Origin of the sequence: Prochlorococcus sp. MIT 0603 (genome assembly GCF_000760215.1) — a bacterium.
Classification (GTDB): Bacteria; Cyanobacteriota; Cyanobacteriia; order PCC-6307; family Cyanobiaceae; genus Prochlorococcus_E.
In genome coordinates, this window is record NZ_JNAW01000003.1 from 93,314 (window position 1) to 115,131 (window position 21,818).

The following is a 21,818-nucleotide window of genomic DNA, read 5'->3' on the forward strand; positions in this document are numbered from 1 at the left end:
AAAGGGAAGCATTTCGCTTCCCTTTTTTATTTTAATTTTCTGCAATTGAATTAATTACCATAGCTATCTCTTTTTTCTGTTCATTATCATAATTCCAAGTACTAAAGAATTTAACATCTTTTCCACTGTCTTCAGTTGCAAGTAATAAGCTCTCAAGCCTATCTTTAACCAAGTAAGGTTCAAGTAATCTTAAAAGGTCAATACATCTTCTTTTTATTCTTTCAGAGCCAACCTGCTGTATTGTTTTTTTATCTTGTTGATGTTGATATGCCATTGCAGTGCTCATGACAAGGTTTTTAGCGGTTAGATCAACAACCATTTTTCCAGTATTCCTTAAAACAAAAACAAGCGCATCAGGAAGTCTATCCATTAAAGGGGAGTCACTAGAAAGACTAAAAACAAAAAAGCCCCTGGCTCCATTAATAGTTTCAAGCAATTCAGATACCCTATCTGCTAAAACCTCATCACTTAGCTCACCTGATTCCCAAGCAGTGCACCATAAAGATGACGCACTAATGGCCTCTTCAAAACTAGGTTCTTTCTTTTTCATACTTAATTTCTCTTTGGGGTCAATCTATTTGAGGTAAATTCTTAGAGCATGTCATCATTTGATCCTCCTACAAAAAATTTTCGATCAGGGTTTATCGCTTTGATTGGCAGACCGAATGTGGGGAAATCTACTTTGATGAATCAATTAGTAGGGGAAAAAGTTGCAATTACATCGCCAATTGCTCAGACAACTCGTAACAGATTAAGAGCTATTTTGACAACTTCCAAGGCACAATTAGTTTTTGTAGACACACCAGGAATCCATAAACCCCATCATTTACTTGGTGAAAGGTTGGTAGCAAGCTCTCGAAAGGTCATAGGAGAGGTGGATAGTATTATGCTAATTCTTGACGCTAATGATCCCCCAGGTAGAGGGGATTCATTTATTGTCGATTTACTTAAAGCTCAAAAGCAACATGTATTTATTGTCTTGAATAAATGGGATTTAGTCGGAGAAAATAATCGTAAAGATAGATTGAAAGAATATGAGTTTGTTATTGGCAAGAATAATTGGCCAATTTGTTGTTGCAGTGCAATTAATGGAGACGGTTGCGATGGCTTGATAGAAAAAATTTCCAACTCTTTACCAACTGGACCTTACCTGTATCCCTTAAATGTCAAATCTGATCAACCTGAAAAACTATTATTGGGCGAGCTTATTCGCGAGCAGGTTTTACTAAGGACAAAGGAGGAAGTCCCTCATAGTGTTGCGGTAAGTATTGAGCGAATAGAAGAAGTTCCAAAAAGCCAATCAAACAACAAAATTTCTTCAAAGACTGCCATATTAGCAACAGTATTAGTAGAACGTAAAAGTCAGAAAGGGATATTAATTGGGAAAGGAGGTTCTATGTTAAAAGCGATTGGGAAGGGAGCGAGGCTTCAAATGCAGAAATTGATCAATGGTCCTGTATATCTTGAGCTTTTTGTAAAGGTTGTCCCTAATTGGCGAAGCAAACCGGCAAGGTTGTCTGAGTTGGGATATGAAGAAAAATAAAAACCAATGAGCATATATCAACTTGAGGTTATCAGCCTCTCACCAAAGTCTTTTGAAAGCATGATTGAGCTTGGCGTAATTGGACGTTCCTTAACTCGAGGAGTAGCCAAGCTAAATATATATAATCCTCGTGATTTCACTAAGGACGTCTATCACAAAGTAGATGATCAGCCATATGGTGGTGGAGTCGGCATGGTCCTAAAGCCGGAACCATTTTTCAATGCATATGATTCTATTCCTGTTTCACCAAAGAGAAGGGTCTTAATGATGACTCCACAAGGTCGGCGACTATCACAACAAGATTTATGGAGATGGGCTAGAACATATGAACAGCTTGTGTTTATTTGTGGTCAATATGAAGGGTTTGATGAGCGAATCAGGAGCCTTGCCGATGAAGAGATTTCTCTAGGGGATTTTGTTTTAACTGGAGGTGAATTGGCAGCAATGTCAATTATTAATGGGGTCTTACGTTTACTTCCTGGCACTATTGGCAGTCCAGAATCTCTGATTGAAGAGAGTCACTCAGACTTATTACTTGAACATCCACATTACACACGTCCACCAAATTACCGAAATCTTGAAGTCCCCAAAATATTAAGAAGCGGTAATCATTCAGCCATTAATAAATGGAGACAGGAAAAGAAAGAACTTCGAACAAAAGAACGCAGACCAGAGCTGTATGAACAATGGGTGGAAAAACAGGCAGTTCATAAGTCAACAATAGAACTTACTGGCTTTAATACATTGCATTTGAGGATAGGGAACGAATACTATAATTACCCCGACTGGTAGTGATAATAGAGTTTTATGATAAAGATATGAAAAAATGTCGAATTTAGTTGAAAATCTAATCAGACGATTTGTTTAGAGTTTAGTTTAAGTAATTTTTTTGCAATCAATAATAAAAGTGGATGCCAAGAAGAAACCTCTCCAATCTAATGGGTTTTCTATTTTCCATGAAATTTCTCTAAAATAATTTTTATCGAATGTTTCAAATAAAGGTGGTAGTGCGTGAAAATGATAAAAATATATACCTTCCACGGACAAACCTAATTCTGCCATTTCATCAGCAATAGTTAAAGGATTATGAGGTATATGATTATAAACACCTTCTTCATCAATGTTTTTTTTAAGCCTTATTTTGTTTCTATCAGTAAAGTCTTTTGTTAAATCGTTGTATTTATCCTTCCATTCTTCTTTTAACTTTTCAACTTCATAAATTTCATCTAATAATTTTTTTGTATAATTATTTAAAGTAACTAGATCAAATAACCTGTTTCTTAATGAAAAAATTAATCTACCATTCTCTTTTAATATTTTTTTCTGGTTTAAGAGTGTTTGATTAACATTTTTAGAATAATAAAAAGCTCCCATACCAAGTATACAATCAACGGAATTGTTTTTAACTACTTTTGGATTTTCAAAATCATCATGAAACACTAAATCAGGTGAGAATTTGTTTTTTTTTAGATTTTCTTTTGCTTCTAAAACCATATTCTTTGCTTTATCATAACCAATAATGTCAAAACCTTTCTTTTTAATATCTATAAGTGGCATTCCGGCACCACATCCAGCATCAATAATTTTATTTGGTTTATATTTATTTAAAAGTTCTAGAAAAATCTGCTCTCTTTTTACATTAGCAGGATACGAAATATCAAAATCTAATTTTTTATACATATCAGAATATTCTTTAACTTCATTTTCTCTATTGAAAAATTGAAAAGCGTCTGTTTCTTGCATCTATTAATAGTTAATTCTCTATTATTCTACTAGATTGTGGCTAAGCAGAATACTATTAATTTTTCTAACAGAAGCTAAATCTAAATCAATTAAATTAGAAATCTTTTCTAATGAATTTGTTCCATCAGCATATTGAAGGAAATCCATATAATTTCTGGTTGATTTTTTTAAATTTTTAGTAGATAAATTAGAGTAGAGTCCTCTTTTACCCATTTGTGGTTCACACATCATTTTACATTTTGGATAAATTCTTTTTAATAATATTTCTATTGATTTTTTTGCAACATTAAATCCTCCAATACAACCTTTTAAAGTAACAAGATTGAAATCATCTAATGAAGTATGGTATTCAGGAAATTCACCATATTTTGTCCTAAAAATTGACGAGATTTTCAAATCAATACCAGGAGAATTATATTGTCTTTCATCTGAACCTCTTTCTAGGAATGAATACACTTTATAATTTTTTATTTTTAGTAAGTTATATGCTTCAATAATTGCTTCATCAGAAGGTGAGTTTTGATATTTAGAAAACATGCAAGAATGTTGCCTTTCGTCACCAATGCAAGTAAGGTTATAGCCTCCAATAACATTCTCTTTTAAATATTGAAGATTTTTACTCAAATAAGATATTGAACCAATTGTTTCTGGAATAAAAATAAATCTTAAAGTTTTGTTTAATTGTTTTTTCTTAAAATGATTTATTAATCCCATAGATACTATAGGCCCAGATAACTCATTGTTTGCCATTGAAGGGTGGCATATATATGTAGAAATTAAAATTTCTTTTTTAGATTTACCTTTTAAAATATATTCGCCATAATTTAAATTGCCCTTTTTGTTTAGGCTTGAATTAATAACAACCTTAAATTTATCATTTGAAGAATATCTCTTATCTAAAATTTTATAATCATTATAAGAAATACAAAAACCCCATCTTCTTTTATAATAAGAAGTTATATAAGGTATAGCTTCAGGTTGATCTTTTAAGAAATATAAATGTTTAAATAATTCTTTTTTTGTAATATTTTTTTCAATAGGTATTGAGTATCCGACTAAATGTAAGTTATTTTCCTTGAAATCTATAATTTTATTATTATATTTATCAAATATATAAGCATCTGTTACATTCCATTCTTCTGGAATATCCCAATCAAAAACTTTTGTCCCTGATTTGATTTTTTTAATTTCCATTTCAGGAAATTCTTTTTGTATAATATTTAGTGTTTTTCTTACACCATCACCTGTCAAACTTCTTGTAAGAGGGAAAAGTTTTGCTTTAGCAATATTGTAGTATTTTCTTATAGTCATATTAGAATTTTAATATATTAAATCAAACTTAACACGATACAAATAGTATAACTTGCTTCCAAATATTAATGAGAAAAAGCATATAGATATATATAATGAAGAAGTTTAATAATATTATAGAAGAGAGTTGTTAATCAAGTTTTGAAAAAATACTTAAATATAATTAAGTGTTTTGTAAAAAGCGGAGCTAAATTATTAGCTTGTGAAGGGGGTGAAAGTATCATTAAAGGTTAAATAAAATACACATTTGCGGTTACAGAATAGTTACAGGTTGCTTTATGATGCTCCAAAACACTTGATATGACTAAAACCTTACCAAAGTTCCGTATTGGCAACGGTTATGACATTCATCGTTTAGTTCCAGAGAGGGATCTAATTGTTGGAGGTGTCAAACTTACTCATCCTGCTGGGCTAGGTCTTGATGGCCATAGTGATGCAGACGTACTTACACATGCTCTAATGGATGCAATGCTTGGGGCACTTTCTTTAGGTGATATTGGCAAATACTTTCCTCCAGATAATCCCAAGTGGAAAGGTGCTAATAGCTTGCAACTTTTAGCGAAAGTAAATGAACTCATCAAGAATGAAGGATGGCAGATAGTAAATATTGATTCTGTTGTCATTGCAGAACGGCCAAAATTAAAGCCTTATATTGATTTGATGAGAAAAAATATTGCTACGAGTATTGGCTCAAATCCTAGTGATGTGGGTGTTAAGGCAACAACTAATGAATTACTAGGGCCTGAAGGGCGTGAAGAAGGAATTAGTAGCCATGCAATTGTTTTATTAGAAGAGATATGAAAGCCTTTCCTTTTAATTTTTTAAGAAAGAAGATTCTTGTTTTAGGGACATCATTGCTATTGGTATTATTCTTGTTTTTTTGCAATACTCCAATTGTATTTGCTTCAATATCAACTGAGTTGGCCTCTTCAGAATCAACTGTAATTGAATATCTTAAGCTCAATGTTCCTAAACAGAATAGACAAGCTTGGCTATCGGCAGAGAAACAGAGTTGGGAACCTTGGTTAAAAAAACAAAAGGGTTTTCTGAATCGGAAACTCCTTTGGGACCCTAATAGTGAAGAAGCTATATTGCTGATTTCTTGGGATAGTCGTGCTGCTTGGAAATCAATTCCTCAAAAAGAAATTGACACTGTTCAGCAATTATTTGAAAATATCGCTAAGGACTTAACAGCTCAGAGTGACATAAACCCCTTTCCGGTTAAATACGAAAGCGAACTGATACCACAATGAAAGAGAAAGAGTTCAATCTAGATATTGATCGTCTGCAGCGATTAAGGATGGTAGAAGCCATTTGGGGAGAAAACAAGTCAATTCAACAAATCAGTAGAATTTTGAAGAGATTGGAAACATCTGATCAATTAGCTTTAGTAACTAGAGTTAACGAAGAAAAAGCATCAAAGTTAATTTCTGATTTTAAAACCGCTAAATATCATGCTCAAGCATCTTGCTTAACATTAGGGGAACCTGTTTTAATTAATAAATCATTAGGCGAAGTTTTAGTTGTTACTGGTGGCACAAGTGATCATAGAGTTGCTTCTGAGGCGATTCTTTCCTTGCATTGTCATAGTGTAAAAACTGATTTATTAATGGATGTAGGCATCTCTGGCCTACATAGACTATTAGGAAATTTAGAGAAATTATCACAAGCAAAAGTTGTTATTGCTTGTGCTGGGATGGAGGGAGCCCTGCCCACAGTCATTGCAGGATTAATTCCACAACCAGTTATTGGTTTACCAGTATCAGTTGGTTATGGGGTTAGCAATGGAGGTCATGCTGCACTGCAAAGCATGCTTGGCAGCTGTTCTCCTGGATTATTGGTTGTGAACATTGACAATGGATATGGCGCCGCAATGGCGGCCCTAAGAATTCTCAATTCAAGTATTTTGTAAATCAATTTATTATCTGCTCAACAATTTAAGTTCAAGTGTTATTTAATTCTAAGACCTGCTCAAGCCACAATTTCATACGATAAGTCAGACGACCTTCATGGTATCGAGACAATGCCTCTGCCAATACAGGCGTATTAACCCAATTCAACGATCTTTTTATTCTCAAAGAAGATAATGAAATTTATAGATTGAATTTGGGCTATAAATAAGTACTTAGCAAGAGGTTGCAAACAAGATCAATCTTGTTTGTCATATTTTGTTCCCAGCCTAGACAATTCATTGCTATTACTTTGGGACTCAACATCAAGCAAACGATTGACTAGCTCAGAAAGATCTCTTTGAGCTAATTCACCATTGCTCTCCCACTTCATTGACCGAGGTTCAGGTTGAGACGAGGCAGACACCTAACTAAATAAAAACTTACTCAACAAGATTAACTGTGTGTAACCGCTGACTTGCCCCATGTTGCGAATTTTTAGTAGAAGAAAATATAAAGATTTTGCAAAAGAGGTATTTTCTTGTGAATATTTTATAAATGCTTAATATTTGAGGTTAATTTCACTCATTTTTTGAGAATCAATTGATTTTGTCTGTATTGATTTTCAAAAAATTATGCGCCTCCTCCAACAATAGTAACAATCTCAAGCATATCTCCGTCTTGGATGCTTTGACTCGACCAAAGATCTGGGCTCAATATTGTCCCGTTAAACTCAACCACTATTAGCTTAGGGTTAAAACCAAGCTTAGTGATTAAGAAAGATAGATTTTGCTCTTTTGTTTCTAAATCAATAGTTATAAGCTCTCCATTTATAGTTAGTTTCATTTAATTTTCTCCAAAAGCCCTTTGCTTGCTAAGTATGGATCTTTTGATTCCATGATTGCATTGATTACTGCTATTCGCTTAGCTCCTGCATTATTTACTTCAATTATATTAGTGCTATTAACTCCACCAATTGCAAACCAAGGGATACTAACTTGACTTGCAATATCTTTTAAAAAATCAACTCCTAATTCATTTTCACCAGGCTTGGAATTCGTTTTAAAGATTGGACCTATGCCTAGATAATCAAATGATTTATTAGTGGCAATTTCTATCTGCTCTAATGAGTGTGTACTTTGTCCAATTAACTTTTCAGCTCCAAGTATATTCCTAGCAATTTCTACTGGAAGATCTTCTTGTCCCAAGTGAATTCCATCAGCATCTGTTGCAAGAGCAATATCCAACCTGTCATTAACTATAAAAAGAGATTCATGCTTTTTGCAGATATCTGATATTTCTTTGGCGATTGAAAAACTTTCTAAATCAGTGCCTTCTTTGCATCTGTACTGAATCATAGTTACTCCTGCTTGAAGAGCTAAAGAAACAGTTCTAATTAATTCCTTATGAGGCTTTGTAATAAGGCAAAGTTTGCATTCCCTAAGCTTTTTATCTAATTTCCTTTTTGTGGAAGACTTTAAAATAACTACTTCCAAGTCATAAACCTTATAACGCATATTTGCTGTAATTTCTGACAACTCTGAGTGCCAAGGGCGAGAAAATTCTTCAAGGACTCTTAAAGCCTCTTGAACCCTGCCAAAATTAGCCGCTACTATTTCCTTTGGCAGAGTTCGCTTCTCTTGTATTGAATGTGATATACCGGCTCCTCTATCAGCACTAGCACAACGGGCTCTTTTATAAAAATCAAAATGTTGTTGCCCTAATTGCTGACGCCAGTTCTTTATTGTTATTACTAGTTCTTTATCCTTCAAATAAAATCTGCACCAGTCTTCAATTACTCGCAGGCCTTCCCTTGCTCTATCAAGATTAGCATCTATTAGCTGAGCAACACGTTCATCCGGCTGAGGGGTGACACTCATCTATTTCGTGCCAATCTTAAAGAGGTTGCATATCCCCTTAGTTATGGGAAACGCTGATTTTGATAGCACTAATGTGCTCATTTGGGGAGTTCTTCTACTTGGAGGGATAGGTTTTTTTGTGGTTTGGGGATTAGCTAATGCCTACCCTTAGCCAAATTTATTCTAACGCTAAGTCAATATTGAAATAGCCATCTTTGCGTCTAATTTAATTTGATTACTTAAATCATCTAAGGTGGGGAACTTCTTTTGATCTCTTATCCGTTCGACAGGTTTAACTATTAATTCTTTGCCTTTCAAATCAATATTCTGATTTAAAAAATGGACCTCTGTTGCAGAGGGGGCTCTTGGATCAATTGTTGGTTGTGATCCTAGATTCATTACTGCTGGAATGAAATCTTCGTTATTAACCTCTTTGGCTAAAACTGCATAAACTCCTGGACTTGGAAGAAGCTTGCGAGCATCAACTTGAAGATTTGCTGTTGGCCAACCTATTTCTTTGCCAATACCCTTTCCTTGAACAACAGCACCTCGAAAAACATAAGGTCTACCTAAAAGATTGTTTGTTGTTTTTAAATCACCTGCTTTTAGGGCTGATCTAATTCTGCTGCTACTCATTCTCCCTTTACTATCTTCAATTATTTCTACTACGATTATTTCTACGTTTGATCGCTTCCCTAATTTAATCAAAGTCGAGTTATCTCCTTCTCTATCTTTTCCAAATCTAAAATTTGCTCCTATTGCAATTTGTTTTGCTTGCAATTGATTTAAAAGAATTTGCTCAAAAAATTCTTCTGCAGTTAAAGATGCTAATAAACGATCAAATGGTACTAAAACCAATTGTTTGACCCCTAAAGGCTCAAGCAATGCAGCTTTCTCGGATGGCAAGTCTAGACGAAGTCTGGACTCGCCATAAAGAACCTCACGAGGATGAGGCCAGAAGCTTACAACTGTTGGAATTCCAAGTTTTGTCGTTGTTATTCTTTTAATAACACTTTGATGGCCAGCATGAAGACCATCAAAACTTCCTAAAGCCAAAGCTGTAGGGAGGCTTGCCTGAAGTGGAGAACAGAGTGATATCAAGATGAACGTGCAATTTTCTCAAATAAGTGGCAAGTTTGAATTAATGCCGCATTGTTTTTGATGGCTGACCAGCCAGATTTCCCCTCTATAGCCTTAGGGATGAGGCGTATTGGTTGGATACGCTTTTGGGTCCAGACAGTTCTTGGAGTTGTTGTTGTTGGTGTGTTGCTGTTTAACAATGTAGGAAGCAGCTTGGCTAGAAACTCTGAAAAAGCATTGGGCTTAGGACCAGGTTTGTCCCTTACCAGTTTGGCTTTTCTTTTATTGTTATACAGCCTTTGGCAGGGATGGTTGATAGTACTAACAGGAAGAGCCATTAATACCCCTGCTCGTCCTAGCAGAGCTGAGACTAGTCGGTTGTTAAAAAGAGGCCTCATAATTGATTTATTGGGATTAATATTTTCTTCAATTGGGTATCAATCATTAGCAGGGGCTCTTTTTGTTCAAGCTTCTATGCAAGCACCTGGTATTTCTATAGGGGCAGGTGTGAGAGCAATGGAGAATTATCCAATTACTTCTTTGGAAATGCTTTCAGTTTTAAGTAACACACAGGTTTTATTTGCACATTTGCTTGGATTGATTTTTTCCCTCTGGTTGCTTCAAAGAATCTATCGGCCTAGATAATTTTTAAAATCTAATTTTGGTAAATCATCAACATTTCCTCTCCAAAACAAATCTGGCTGCACTGGAGTCAATGATGGTGCATTGGTTTCGATTTGAGATACATCACTAGGCCATTCAATGGGACCATCTCCAGCAGATTCAAGATCTCTTACCGCTTCTCCAGCCATCCAATAATAAGTATTTCCTCTAGGGTCCTTTCTCTTACTAAATTGTTCTTGATATTGTCTAATAGAAAGTCTTGTCCAGCCAATCTCACCCATATCTTCAGCATTACACGGGGGGATATTTAAATTAAGTAGTAACTTTTGGGACCAATTACGCAATAAAGCATTCTCGGAAATATTTAAAGCTATTTCTCCAGCAAAAGCAAACTCTCGCCATTGAAAACTCGCTACACTAACTGCTATTGAAGGGATACCTTCAAGCGTTCCTTCAAGAGCAGCTGCCACAGTCCCTGAACAGAAAATATCCGTACCAAGATTTGGACCATGGTTTATGCCAGACATAATCAAATCTGGCTTTTCATCCAAAAGTTCATATAAAGCAAGTTTTACACAGTCTGCTGGGGTACCACTACATGCCCATGCTTTGATGCCTTTTTGAAAAAGTTCGTCTACTCGTTCTGCTCTTATAGGGGCTTGTAAAGTAAGGCCATGTCCTGTTGCAGATCGTTCTTGATCAGGACAAACTACTATTACCTTATGGCCCCTATTAGCTGCTGCAATAGCAAGTGTTCGCATTCCCTCTGCAAACACTCCATCATCATTACTAATTAAAATTGTCAATGGGTTCATTGTTGCTGGTTGCTCGTAAAAAAAAAATAGTGACCATACCTGTTTAAGATTGTATTCAATCTATTTTTGTTGTGAGTCAAAACGTCTCTCTTAAGCAGCTCAATGATGACCTCGAAGGGTTAGAGAAAGAAGCTGCAAAGGCTATTACCATTTCTCAAGACAAGGATTCTCTCGAGCAACTTAGAATACAGTTCCTAGGAAAGAAAGGCCGCCTATCAAAAGTATTAGCCTCTATGGCCAATTTGGATGGATCTGAACGTCCAGCAATTGGTCAAAGAGCAAATTTATTAAAAAATCAACTGCACAAATTAATTGCTGAACGATCTAATAATTTAGAAGAGAAGATTTTAAATGAACAAATCAAGAATGAAAGTGTAGATGTGACTGCACCGCCTACAGGCAAACCATTTGGCAATAGACATCCCTTAATGAAAACAACAGAGCAAATAGTTGATCTCTTCTGCGGACTTGGATATGAAGTTCATGAGGGTCCTGAAATTGAAACTGACTATTACAATTTTGAGGCTTTAAATATTCCTGCAGATCATCCAGCAAGGGATATGCAAGACACATTTTATTTAGAAAACAATTTGCTTCTTAGAACACACACTTCCCCTGTGCAGATTCGATGCTTAGAAGGAAGCCCTCCCCCAGTAAGAATCATTGCACCAGGTCGGGTCTATAGAAGAGATGCAATTGATGCAACTCATTCGCCTGTTTTTCATCAAATAGAGGTATTGGCTATTGATGAAGGATTGGACTTCAGCCATCTTCGTGGAACAGTGATGGCATTCTTAAAAGCTTTTTTTGGAGATTTGCCAGTTCGTTTTAGAGCTAGCTATTTCCCATTCACTGAACCTTCTGTTGAGGTTGATGTCCAATGGAGAGGGAAATGGCTTGAAGTGATGGGCTGTGGGATGGTTGATCCTGCTGTATTAAATGGATTGGGCATTGACCCTGAAAGGTGGACTGGTTTCGCTGCAGGGCTAGGGGTAGAACGCTTCTGCATGGTTCGACATGAGATAGATGATATTAGGAGGCTTTATACAAGTGACCTTAGATTTTTGGAGCAATTTTAGAATTAGTATTGCTTCTATTTGATTTCTGGTTAATTAGATTTATCTTGTGAATAAGCTTTTTAATTAAAGTGATAAAGTTGTTTGCTTTTGTGATCAGTGCCTCTACTAGGACTGATTTTTAATGATGGTAAAGAGCTTTCTTTAGAAAGAGCTCTTTATATTCAAAGAAAATTTGAGGCTGCTGGTTATGAAGTTATAAGAGCTAGCAGTGCTGGTGGAATGGTTGGCTTCGCCAACCCAGATCAACATATGAGAACACTTGGATATAACGCATGCGTTCCAGAAGGTTTTGATTCTTCTATGAAATTAGCCATTGTCTTAGGAGGAGATGGCACAGTACTTTCTGCAGCTCGTCAGACAGCGCCGATTGGAGTCCCTATTCTTACAATTAATACAGGCCATTTAGGTTTTTTAACAGAAACATACCTTCCAGATATTGATAGAGCTCTTAATAGCGTTTTAAGAACCGAATGGTATATAGAAGAAAGAACTAGTCTTGTTGTAAGTGTCATGCGTGGAGAGCAGAGACGTTGGGAAGCTTTATGTCTTAACGAAATGGCGTTACATAGAGAGCCTTTAACAAGCATGTGTCACTTTGAAATTTCAATTGGCAATCATGCACCTGTAGATATATCTGCTGATGGTGTAATCCTTTCCACTCCTACAGGTTCAACTGCTTACTCTCTTAGTGCAGGTGGACCTGTTATAACTCCAGATTGCCCAGTCCTTCAATTGACTCCTATAGCCCCACACTCATTAGCTTCAAGAGCACTTGTTTTTAGTGAATTAGAACCTGTAACTGTTTTCCCTGCAACACCTGAAAGATTGATGATGGTTGTTGATGGGACTGCAGGCTGTTATGTATGGCCAGAAGATAGGGTCCTAATTAGAAGAAGCAATCATCCTGTTAAATTCATTCGTTTGTCTGATAATGAATTCTTCCAAGTACTTGGTAATAAATTAGGCTGGGGTTTGCCTCATATCGCCAAGCCTGAAAAAAATTGATTGTCGAATGAAATTACTTCTATTGAAATTTACCCTTAATTATAAAGACAGGATTCATTGGATTAAGTCTTGTCCCTTCTTTTAAAGACACACCTCTTAAATTTTGATGCTGGCTAATTTTCAATTGAAATCCTTTTTTCTTTAAAAGGTTCGCAATCTTTTCTAGATTTTCTATTGTTGCTAAAGGAATAACAATAATTCCTGTTGGTTTTATTCGAGCAATAATTTCATTTAAAAGATTTATTTTCTCAGAACCTCCTCCTCCTAGAATCACTCTATTTGGTTGTGCAAGTTGACTAGGGATTGCTTCTTTTTCAAGAATTGAGAGGGCATCTGCTTCAATAATTTTTCTAGGAAAGACTGCTAGCCTTCTTGCATTTAATTTAATAAGCTCTTCCCCTCCCAAACGTTTTTCAATAGATAAAAGTTCTAATTTAGGCCTTAATCGTAAAGCTTCCAAGCCAATAGTCCCTACACCAGCACCAATATCCCAAATAACACCCGTTTCTGGAAGTTCTAAATCTGCTAATAATTGAATGCGTATTTCTCTCTTTGTCATAAGACCTGGACGATCCTGATATGACAAATAAAAACCATCTTCTATACCAAATAAAGGAATATCTTTCTTACTAATAAAGGGTTCTTTGTCCTTTATTAGCACTACTAGATGAAGTGGGTCTAGCAAAGGCAATTCTTCTTTAGGAGAAATTCGATATGTACGTTCTTGCTTATGACCAAGATTTTCGAATATCCAAAAGCTATAAATATTTTCAAGTTCACATGCCGCAAGTATTGCTCTTACTTCCTGGGCTCCGCCTCGATTCGGGTCTGTAAGTATACCTATCGTATTAGGTCTTTTTTGTAAAAGCTTAGTGAGAGGAGTTGTTTCTCTCCCATGAAGACTAATCCAATGAGCATCTTGCCAAGGGATAGCTAATCGTGAAAATGCTAATTGCAAAGAAGTAGGAGAAGGATGAAAAACAAGTTTTTCAGATGGAAAATTTTTTAACAATATCCTCCCAATTCCAAACCAAAGAGGGTCTCCACTTGCTAATACAACAGTTTTTTGATCTTGCTCATTGAGCCAATTGATAAATTCTCCTGGATTATCAGTTGCAAAAAAAATTGGGAATGGATTACTTGAATTTTGCTTATTCCACCAGTCTTTAAGAGAAATCAGCAATCTTCTAGGGGCTGAAATATTTCTTGCTGAGAGGACAATTCCTTGCAATCTGCTTGAAAGATCTGCAACCCCTGAAGCTGAAACACCAATGATGTCTATAGAAATTCCCTCTTTGGCCTTGTTTTTATTGTTTCTTACCATATTAAAAACATTTAATTGATAAGTTGATTGATTAGATTCTTTTTGCTTCTTAGAGAGTTCATTGAAAAAGTCAACCGGCCATATAAACAAAGATCCTATTAGGCGTCAGCGTCAACATGAACTTTTAATAGCTCTTATTAAACAACAAAAAGACTTGGATCTAATGGATGCAGAAGGACCACGATTTGATTCTAATGGAAGCAATGCAACTGATCCTGCAAAATGGTTAGACCGAAATCGTCGTGTTTTGGCAAAATACCAATCATTAGTTAACACCTCAATAACTTTAGATGCATTACTTGATTCGGAGTCAATTCAAAGTGATTAAGTCATTTCTTCTATTCCTACTCATATCAATTTCTTGTTATTTAATTCCACCTAAAGCGTTAGAAGCAAAGTTGGAACTTTTTGAAAATATCAATGGGAATGAAGTTCAAAGAAGCTTAGAAAGTTTAAGAGATCTTGATGACCAGACATGGCAATTGGTTGTTTACCCTCAAACAGGACATGAAGATAACTTAGTCTTGCGAATAGTTGGGTTTACAGGAAGTCTTAGATTAAATCACCCAGAAAAATTACATTTAAAATCAGGTCTTAAATCCTGGGATCTTAAAGATATAACTTTAAGCAACCCTCAACTGGCTAACGATAATCGTGATGCGGCTGCAGAGTTTTTATTAAGCCCATTTCTGCAAGAACTTAATAATAATCGGCCATTGCGATTGTCTTTGGTGGGAGGTTTTAATGATTTACCTGTACCGCCCTATGTTGTTAATGAATGGAGATCAATGCTTAAAAGCTTTATAAGAAATGAGACCTGACTTATATCAACGAACTTGGGGGCAATGGATGCGCCGTGTATTGGACTTAGCCCTTCTAGCTGAAGGGCAAACAAGTCCTAATCCACTTGTTGGCGCAGTGATTTTAGACTCTCAACAAAACCTTATAGGTGAAGGCTTTCATAGGGGTACTGGTCAAAAGCATGCGGAAATAGAAGCCTTGTTGCAAGCCGGTCCTAATGCAAAAGGGGGAACGCTATTAATCAATCTTGAACCTTGTTGTCATTATGGAAAAACTCCTCCTTGTACAAAATCAATTTTAAAGTCAGGTTTGGCAAGGGTTGTCGTTGCTATTAAGGATCCAGATCCAAGGGTTTCTGGTAAAGGCATTTCTATTTTACGTAAAGCTGGAATAGAAGTAATTACTGGAGTTCTAGAAAAAGAGGCGGCTTGGTTAAATAGAGCTTTCATTTTTCGCAATCAAACTGGAAGGCCATGGGGTGTTTTAAAATGGGCCATGAGCTTGGATGGAAGGACAGCATTGCCTAATGGAACAAGTCAATGGATTAGTGGAGAAGAATCTAGAAAAAAAGTCCATTCCCTTCGTTCACGATGCGATGCTGTAATTGTTGGAGGAAAAACCGTAAAATTCGACAACCCTCTCTTGACAAGCAGAGGCATTAAGAAAAAAGAGCCCTTAAGAGTTGTTCTAAGTTCTTCTCTAGACTTTCCAGTGGAGGCCCAAATTTGGAATACTAAGCAAGCAGAAACTTTGATTTGTTATGGTCCAGAAAGTAACTCTAGACTTTTAGATAAATTGCCAGATGGTCCTGAATCAATTCTTTTAGAAGAATGTAATCCAGCAAAATTATTAGAGGTTCTTGCTCAAAAAGGCTGTAATCAAGTCTTATGGGAATGTGGAAGTCGACTAGCAACTGCGGCAATTAAACATAATTGCGTTCAAGAAATATTAGTTTTCATATCTCCAAAATTATTAGGGGGGACCTCTGCGATGACGCCTCTTTCTAATCTAGGGTTTGCTTCAATGGAGCAAGTCCTTACGGTAAAAGAGATTTCTCAATCAAAAAAAGGGCATGATTTTGTTTTAAATATGCTTATTTGATAATCAATGCTAGAAGTTAATTTTGATCTCGTTCGGTTCTTACACCTAATTTTTGATATCTGAATTGCACATATTTGTTAGTTTTGTATTCAATTAATTTTTTATTGTTATGCCGATTCGCCAAGATGAAAATCAGCCGAATCGTCGTTTCGGCATAATTAATCTGATTTTGATTGGATTTGGAGCTCTTTTGCTTTTCAGCAGCTTCTTTCCAAATCAGAACATGCAAGTACCAAGAGTCCCATATTCATTATTTATTAACCAGGTAAATGATGGCGAAGTTAAAAGAGCCTATATAACCCAAGATCAAATTAGATATGAGCTCTCAACGCCAACTGAAGGAGCTCCATCAGTCTTAGCTACAACACCAATATTTGATATGGATCTACCTCAACGACTTGAAGCAAAAGGCGTTGAATTTGCAGCTGCACCTCCTAAGAAGCCCAATATTTTCAGCACAATTCTTAGTTGGGTTGTGCCTCCATTGATATTTATTTTAGTTCTTCAGTTTTTCGCTCGCAGAAGCATGGGTGGAGGAGGTGCTCAAGGAGCATTGAGCTTTACGAAAAGCAAAGCAAAAGTTTATGTACCCGATGAAGAGTCACGAGTCACTTTTGATGATGTAGCGGGAGTTGATGAAGCCAAGGAAGAACTAACTGAAATAGTTGATTTTCTAAAAAGACCTCAAAGGTATTCGGATATTGGAGCCAGGATACCTAAAGGTGTTTTGCTAGTAGGGCCGCCAGGGACAGGGAAAACCTTGCTTTCAAAAGCTGTTGCAGGAGAAGCAGAAGTTCCTTTCTTTATTATTTCAGGGTCAGAATTTGTAGAGCTTTTTGTTGGAGCTGGTGCTGCAAGAGTTAGAGACTTATTTGAACAAGCCAAGAAAAAAGCTCCTTGCATAATTTTCATAGATGAATTAGATGCAATAGGCAAGAGTCGCTCAGGTTCTATGGGTGTTGTTGGGGGTAATGATGAAAGAGAACAAACCCTTAATCAACTGCTCACAGAAATGGATGGTTTTTCTTCCGCTGACAAGCCAGTCATTGTTTTAGCCGCGACAAACCAACCAGAAGTTCTTGACGCTGCTTTATTGAGACCTGGACGATTTGACAGACAAGTATTAGTTGACAGGCCAGATTTATCCGGAAGAAAAACTATTTTAGAGATTTATACTAAGAAAATAAAATTAGCTGAAAAAATTGATTTAGATACTATTGCTCAAGCCACTAGCGGTTTTGCTGGAGCAGACTTGGCAAACATGGTAAATGAAGCAGCTTTATTAGCGGCAAGAGCTAAAAGAACCTCAGTAGAGCAGAGAGATTTAAATGAGGCTATAGAAAGGGTTGTTGCTGGATTAGAAAAGAAAAGCAGGGTCCTACAAGATGATGAGAAGAAAGTTGTCGCTTACCATGAAGTTGGTCATGCAATTGTTGGGCATCTGATGCCAGGTGGAAGCAAAGTTGCAAAAATCTCTATAGTTCCTAGGGGAATGAGTGCATTAGGTTATACATTGCAACTTCCCACTGAGGAAAGATTTCTTAACTCTAAAGATGAATTAAAGGGACAAATTGCCACATTATTAGGTGGTAGATCTGCTGAAGAAATTGTTTTCGGGAAAGTCACAACTGGAGCTTCAAATGATCTACAAAGAGCAACTGATATTGCCGAACAAATGGTTGGTACTTATGGGATGAGTGACATATTGGGACCATTGGCGTATGACAAACAAGGAGGAGGTCAGTTCTTAGGTGGGAACAATAATCCAAGAAGAGTTGTTAGTGACGCAACTGCTCAGGCTATAGATAAGGAAGTAAGGAGCCTTGTAGACGAAGCTCATGAAAGCGCTCTAAGCATACTTCGCAAAAACTTGCCTTTGCTTGAAAGCATTGCGCAGAAGATTCTTGAAAAAGAAGTTATTGATGGAGATGACCTTAAATCTTTGCTTTCAGAAAGTCTTATGCCTTAAGGCTTATAAAAATTTGTTTTTCTCTTGATCAATAGCTAATTTATATATCCATATTAAATTTTTAAAGAGACTAATTTTATGGAAATGGTCTCAGAATCATTATCAAGAATTCTTGCTGATCTTAAAGGCAAGAGTTTTATCTCTTGCAATGATCTAAATGCTCATCAAATTGAAGCAATTCACAAACTCGCGCTTCAATTAAAAAATGGGGAGAGAAAAATCGACCTTGGTGGCCGAGTATTAGGTTTGATTTTTAGCAAGGCTTCAACCAGGACTAGAGTTAGCTTTCAAGTCGCAATGACAAGGCTAGGCGGTCAAACAATTGATATAAACCAAAAGACCTCTCAGCTTGGGAGAGGCGAGCCATTAAAAGACACCGCTCGAGTCCTAAGCCGTTATTGTGATGCTCTTGCGATAAGGACTTATGGCAATGATGAGCTAATCGAATACGTAAAATGGTCTTCAATACCTGTATTGAATGCACTTACAGATTTAGAGCACCCTTGCCAGGCATTAGCTGACTTTCTAACAATGAAAGAAGTTTTTGGCAAGACAGAAGGATTAACACTTACATATTTAGGCGATGGAAATAATGTTGCTCATTCACTAATGCTTTGTGGGGCCCTTTTGGGAGTAAATGTGAGAATATCCTGCCCTAAAGGCTTTGAGCCAATTCCATCTGTAATAGATCAAGCTAAAGCTTTGGCAAAGGAATCTGGATCTAATATTGAAATTTCACATAATCCATTAGAGGCCGTAAATGGAAGCAATGTTATTTATACAGATGTTTGGGCCTCAATGGGACAGGAAAAAGAACAATTACATCGGGAAGAAGCTTTTAAAGACTTTACTCTAGATAATCGTTTAGTAGACAAGGCTGATAGCAAGGCAATCGTTCTTCATTGCTTACCCGCTCATAGAGGGGAAGAGATATCCGACGAAGTACTTGAAGGCAAACGTAGTCGAGTATTCGATCAGGCTGAAAATAGACTTCATGTGCAACAAGCTCTTCTAGCTGCATTACTAGGTGGACTTTAGACCTTGCGAACCAATTGATTCTTAGGTACATATGTATTGAAGAACATATGCATTACTTTTGGCCCAATGGCAAGCGAGGCATTGACTCCTGCTCAAAAAGAGCTTTTTGAATGGCTATCTGACTACATAGGGGAGCATCATCACAGCCCTTCCATCAGACAAATGATGTCAGCGATGGGGCTTCGTTCTCCTGCGCCGATACAAAGCAGGCTAAGGCATCTTCAAGAGAAGGGGTGGATAACTTGGCAAGAAGGTCAAGCGAGAACATTGCAGTTATTGGAAGATAATTTTCCTGGCATTCCATTACTTGGAGCTGTTGCTGCTGGAGGTCTTATAGAAACATTTGATGATGTTCAAGAAACCCTTGACATGGAATCAATTCTTAAAACTCGAGGCTTATTTGCGTTAACTGTTAATGGAGATTCAATGATTGACTCATTTATCGCTGATGGAGATGTAGTCCTAATGGAACCAGTGAAAGAATCGTCCTCTTTAAGAAATGGAGCCGTTGTTAGCGCAATGGTTCGCGGCTCAGGGACAACATTAAAGCATTTTTATCGCAATGGATCTTTAATCAGACTTGAAGCTGCAAACTCAGCCTATGAACCCATTGAGCTGGAAGCGTCTATGGTTGAAATACAAGGCAAACTATTGGCAGTTTGGCGAAAAACTTAATTGTTTAAAGTGGTAAGATCATCTAACAGGAAGAATCCAGATTCGTACGAGGCCAACGTTGAAATCAATAGCCAATGGAATATAGATCACATAATAAAAAAAACCTTTTAATCAAATATTTTCTATTTTTAGGTAAAAGTCTTTCAAATTCACGCTCTTATTTATTATTTATATTTCCTTTATTATTTATACTTCTTGCGGAAAATCAATCTAGAGCAGAAAATCAAGAGGAAAATAAAATAATCTGGGAAAAAATTACTTACCCAGAATCAGATCAATCTTCGGATGAAATGAGATGGGAATTTATTAATAGTGATGAAATCGAATTAGGCCCTGACTCTATAAACAAACATAATAAGATTCCATTATCTATAGATGAAGCTCAGAATCTATATAAGACTATAAAGCCAATCGATAAAGATTTTTCAAAACCAACCAGAATCAGTCCATCATTCCCAGTTACCACAACATTAAGTGAAGGTGAATATTCATATAAAGTATATAGTTTATCAACTTTTACAAATGGTGCAGCAGGTGGAGCAGGAAATCAAAATTATGCATTCGTATTTGATTATGGTATCAATGAGAACATCCAGTTTTCTGGTTTTTACTCAGTGGCAGATGATCCTTTATTTGAATTAATTAATGGCACTAAATTAACACCAAACTATTGGGAAATCTATGGAATATCCTATAAGCAAAAACTCTGGAATAAAGAAAAATGGGATTTTTCTATTTTAGCTTCAATTGAATCCTGGAATCAATCAAGCGGTGGAAGTAATCAAAACAATATATTCAATAATATTAATTCTAAAGTATCTTCTAAGGATATCATTGGTTCTTTGTATTTACCTTTAACTAGAAAATTAACTAATAATTTAGATCTTAATTTATTAGCAGGTGCGGTTTTTCTACCTGACAAACATGGCGGAGGAAATCAAAACAATTTCTATGGCAATAATTTTTATCTTGGTTCAGGTTTCTCATGGAAAATCAGACAAAATGTTTATTCAAGTGCATCTATTGCGCAACCTTTTGGCCCTGGCAACAACACATTTGATTCAAATTTAAATTTTTCCAACCAGCCTACATACACAATAGGAGTTAATTGGGATATAAACCCAATTATAGGTCTTGAAGGTAGATATACAAATGCTTTTGGGGCAACTCCTGCCACAGGATTCCTCCTTACACCTTCATCTAATAGACCTATATATTTTGCAGGTTTAAAGTATAGACCAGGTAAAATAGATTCACCTCAAAGGAACCTTTCGAGAAGAGAGGAATCTTTGGCAATTGGTGGCTTAACAGTCAATACAGCTTTTATACCTCAACAGGGGAGAAGCCATCTTTCCGCAAATATTGATAGCAAAGGAAATAGCTTTGGTTTCCTAGGCTACTCTCTCTCAAATGCTTTCCAACTCGAAATATTAAATTTTGGATCGTTTAATGATGTTCATCAAGATAGTTCTAAATCAGCAAATATTATCAACACTTTCATGAGTAGCAATAATTTTAACACTCGTGTTGGAGGCAAGTTTGTTCTTGCTAGTCCGCTAAGGAATAAACCCTTTTGGCTAACAGGTAGAATTAGCTTGGGCAGGAATCAACAGTCAAAACAAGGTTACTCATACTATGAGTTAATAAATACTTGGGAAGTTAGTGATAATCTTGCTATAAATATAAATCCTAAAACTGCACAAAGTTCACTTTCTACAATAACAAGTTTGGGATTATCTATGAATCTTCAGATATCTGAAAAAATACAACTAATACCAGAAACAAATATCATTTTATCTGGAGCAACTGAGAGTAATGCCACACTTGCGATCAGAAGACTTATGAGTGATAGGCTATATTTTGATATATATATGAGTTCAGCTATTGGATTACAAGACTTTGGGCAAGTCTTAGGAGATCATGAATTGAAAGCAGGAATGAAAGTAAATTATATTTATTGAT

General features: G+C 36.1%; 24 protein-coding genes. 15 read left to right on the forward strand and 9 right to left on the reverse strand.

Features of this window, described 5'->3' with window-relative positions; translation table 11 throughout:
• Positions 1 to 31 precede the first annotated feature (31 nt).
• Positions 32 to 550 carry a hypothetical protein gene (locus EV07_RS06505; RefSeq protein ID WP_036918606.1) on the reverse strand — a complete coding sequence of 173 codons (519 nt, stop codon included), beginning with the start codon at positions 548 to 550 and terminating at the stop codon, positions 32 to 34.
• Positions 551 to 598: 48 nt separating this feature from the next.
• On the opposite strand from EV07_RS06505, the gene era reads away from it, so the two are divergent.
• Both era and trmD read left to right on the forward strand, forming a co-directional pair.
• The gene (era, locus tag EV07_RS06510) at positions 599 to 1,543 is read left to right on the forward strand and encodes a GTPase Era (RefSeq protein ID WP_036918607.1); all 945 of its coding nucleotides are present in this window, start codon (positions 599 to 601) and stop codon (positions 1,541 to 1,543) included.
• Between the two features lie 6 nt (positions 1,544 to 1,549).
• Complete coding sequence (gene trmD, locus EV07_RS06515) at positions 1,550 to 2,335, forward strand: tRNA (guanosine(37)-N1)-methyltransferase TrmD (RefSeq protein ID WP_072013337.1); 786 nt, start codon at positions 1,550 to 1,552, stop codon at positions 2,333 to 2,335.
• Positions 2,336 to 2,419: 84 nt separating this feature from the next.
• Here the strand turns inward: trmD and EV07_RS06520 are convergent, their stop codons facing one another.
• Positions 2,420 to 3,286 carry a class I SAM-dependent methyltransferase gene (locus tag EV07_RS06520; RefSeq protein WP_036918609.1) on the reverse strand — a complete coding sequence of 289 codons (867 nt, stop codon included), beginning with the start codon at positions 3,284 to 3,286 and terminating at the stop codon, positions 2,420 to 2,422.
• A 21-nt stretch (positions 3,287 to 3,307) separates the two neighbouring features.
• Positions 3,308 to 4,597: a DUF4910 domain-containing protein gene (locus tag EV07_RS06525; protein ID WP_036918611.1), complete on the reverse strand. Its 1,290-nt coding sequence runs from the start codon at positions 4,595 to 4,597 to the stop codon at positions 3,308 to 3,310.
• 300 nt (positions 4,598 to 4,897) lie between these two features.
• Between EV07_RS06525 and ispF the strand changes: the two genes are divergently transcribed.
• Genes ispF through larB form a run of 3 tightly spaced genes read left to right on the forward strand, consistent with a single transcriptional unit; the run spans position 4,898 to position 6,509 of the window.
• The gene (ispF, locus tag EV07_RS06530) at positions 4,898 to 5,398 is read left to right on the forward strand and encodes a 2-C-methyl-D-erythritol 2,4-cyclodiphosphate synthase (RefSeq protein WP_036918612.1); all 501 of its coding nucleotides are present in this window, start codon (positions 4,898 to 4,900) and stop codon (positions 5,396 to 5,398) included.
• On the forward strand, positions 5,395 to 5,850 hold the full coding sequence (locus EV07_RS06535; protein WP_052043761.1) for a TIGR03792 family protein: 456 nt from the start codon (positions 5,395 to 5,397) through the stop codon (positions 5,848 to 5,850). Before ispF ends, EV07_RS06535 begins: the two co-directional genes overlap by 4 nt.
• Positions 5,847 to 6,509, forward strand: coding sequence for a nickel pincer cofactor biosynthesis protein LarB (gene larB, locus EV07_RS06540; RefSeq protein ID WP_036918614.1), 663 nt, complete (start codon positions 5,847 to 5,849; stop codon positions 6,507 to 6,509). Before EV07_RS06535 ends, larB begins: the two co-directional genes overlap by 4 nt.
• A gap of 236 nt (positions 6,510 to 6,745) precedes the next feature.
• On the opposite strand, the gene EV07_RS09670 is transcribed toward larB, so the two are convergent.
• The 4 genes from EV07_RS09670 to EV07_RS06560 all read right to left on the reverse strand — a co-directional run bounded on the left by EV07_RS09670 (position 6,746) and on the right by EV07_RS06560 (position 9,446).
• Positions 6,746 to 6,913 (reverse strand): hypothetical protein, encoded by a 168-nt coding sequence (locus tag EV07_RS09670; protein ID WP_152557480.1) that lies wholly within the window; start codon positions 6,911 to 6,913, stop codon positions 6,746 to 6,748.
• 206 nt (positions 6,914 to 7,119) lie between these two features.
• Positions 7,120 to 7,332, reverse strand: coding sequence for a sulfur carrier protein ThiS (thiS, locus tag EV07_RS06545; RefSeq protein WP_036918616.1), 213 nt, complete (start codon positions 7,330 to 7,332; stop codon positions 7,120 to 7,122).
• On the reverse strand, positions 7,329 to 8,366 hold the full coding sequence (locus EV07_RS06550; protein WP_036918619.1) for a thiamine phosphate synthase: 1,038 nt from the start codon (positions 8,364 to 8,366) through the stop codon (positions 7,329 to 7,331). Before EV07_RS06550 ends, thiS begins: the two co-directional genes overlap by 4 nt.
• A 168-nt stretch (positions 8,367 to 8,534) precedes the next feature.
• Positions 8,535 to 9,446 (reverse strand): bifunctional riboflavin kinase/FAD synthetase, encoded by a 912-nt coding sequence (locus EV07_RS06560; protein ID WP_036918624.1) that lies wholly within the window; start codon positions 9,444 to 9,446, stop codon positions 8,535 to 8,537.
• A gap of 60 nt (positions 9,447 to 9,506) precedes the next feature.
• Here EV07_RS06560 and EV07_RS06565 point away from each other — a divergent pair, with 60 nt between their 5' ends.
• Complete coding sequence (locus tag EV07_RS06565; protein WP_036918626.1) at positions 9,507 to 10,070, forward strand: DUF3611 family protein; 564 nt, start codon at positions 9,507 to 9,509, stop codon at positions 10,068 to 10,070.
• On the opposite strand, the gene surE is transcribed toward EV07_RS06565, so the two are convergent.
• Positions 10,055 to 10,864: a 5'/3'-nucleotidase SurE gene (gene surE / locus EV07_RS06570; protein WP_036918628.1), complete on the reverse strand. Its 810-nt coding sequence runs from the start codon at positions 10,862 to 10,864 to the stop codon at positions 10,055 to 10,057. The two genes, EV07_RS06565 and surE, sit on opposite strands and share 16 nt — an antisense overlap.
• Positions 10,865 to 10,935: 71 nt before the next feature.
• On the opposite strand from surE, the gene pheS reads away from it, so the two are divergent.
• Positions 10,936 to 11,943: a phenylalanine--tRNA ligase subunit alpha gene (gene pheS, locus EV07_RS06575; RefSeq protein ID WP_036918630.1), complete on the forward strand. Its 1,008-nt coding sequence runs from the start codon at positions 10,936 to 10,938 to the stop codon at positions 11,941 to 11,943.
• A 96-nt stretch (positions 11,944 to 12,039) separates the two neighbouring features.
• Positions 12,040 to 12,948 carry an NAD(+) kinase gene (locus tag EV07_RS06580; RefSeq protein WP_036918631.1) on the forward strand — a complete coding sequence of 303 codons (909 nt, stop codon included), beginning with the start codon at positions 12,040 to 12,042 and terminating at the stop codon, positions 12,946 to 12,948.
• A 19-nt stretch (positions 12,949 to 12,967) separates the two neighbouring features.
• On the opposite strand, the gene EV07_RS06585 is transcribed toward EV07_RS06580, so the two are convergent.
• Entirely contained in the window at positions 12,968 to 14,272 is a 1,305-nt protein-coding gene (locus tag EV07_RS06585; RefSeq protein WP_052043770.1) for a bifunctional cobalt-precorrin-7 (C(5))-methyltransferase/cobalt-precorrin-6B (C(15))-methyltransferase, read from the reverse strand.
• A gap of 61 nt (positions 14,273 to 14,333) precedes the next feature.
• Between EV07_RS06585 and EV07_RS06590 the strand changes: the two genes are divergently transcribed.
• The 7 genes from EV07_RS06590 to EV07_RS06620 all read left to right on the forward strand — a co-directional run bounded on the left by EV07_RS06590 (position 14,334) and on the right by EV07_RS06620 (position 21,817).
• Positions 14,334 to 14,600: a hypothetical protein gene (locus EV07_RS06590; protein WP_036918634.1), complete on the forward strand. Its 267-nt coding sequence runs from the start codon at positions 14,334 to 14,336 to the stop codon at positions 14,598 to 14,600.
• Complete coding sequence (locus EV07_RS06595) at positions 14,593 to 15,093, forward strand: DUF3122 domain-containing protein (protein WP_241434017.1); 501 nt, start codon at positions 14,593 to 14,595, stop codon at positions 15,091 to 15,093. Before EV07_RS06590 ends, EV07_RS06595 begins: the two co-directional genes overlap by 8 nt.
• A complete protein-coding gene (gene ribD / locus EV07_RS06600) occupies positions 15,083 to 16,174 on the forward strand; it encodes a bifunctional diaminohydroxyphosphoribosylaminopyrimidine deaminase/5-amino-6-(5-phosphoribosylamino)uracil reductase RibD (RefSeq protein ID WP_036918639.1) in 1,092 nt (363 codons plus the stop codon). The genes EV07_RS06595 and ribD overlap by 11 nt, the downstream gene beginning before the upstream one ends.
• 109 nt (positions 16,175 to 16,283) lie before the next feature.
• The gene (ftsH, locus tag EV07_RS06605) at positions 16,284 to 18,143 is read left to right on the forward strand and encodes an ATP-dependent zinc metalloprotease FtsH (protein ID WP_036918641.1); all 1,860 of its coding nucleotides are present in this window, start codon (positions 16,284 to 16,286) and stop codon (positions 18,141 to 18,143) included.
• 78 nt (positions 18,144 to 18,221) lie between these two features.
• Positions 18,222 to 19,181, forward strand: coding sequence for an ornithine carbamoyltransferase (gene argF, locus EV07_RS06610; protein WP_036918642.1), 960 nt, complete (start codon positions 18,222 to 18,224; stop codon positions 19,179 to 19,181).
• A gap of 66 nt (positions 19,182 to 19,247) precedes the next feature.
• Positions 19,248 to 19,856, forward strand: coding sequence for a transcriptional repressor LexA (gene lexA / locus EV07_RS06615; protein WP_036918644.1), 609 nt, complete (start codon positions 19,248 to 19,250; stop codon positions 19,854 to 19,856).
• A gap of 74 nt (positions 19,857 to 19,930) precedes the next feature.
• Positions 19,931 to 21,817, forward strand: coding sequence for a hypothetical protein (locus EV07_RS06620; RefSeq protein ID WP_052043760.1), 1,887 nt, complete (start codon positions 19,931 to 19,933; stop codon positions 21,815 to 21,817).
• Position 21,818: the final 1 nt, after the last annotated feature.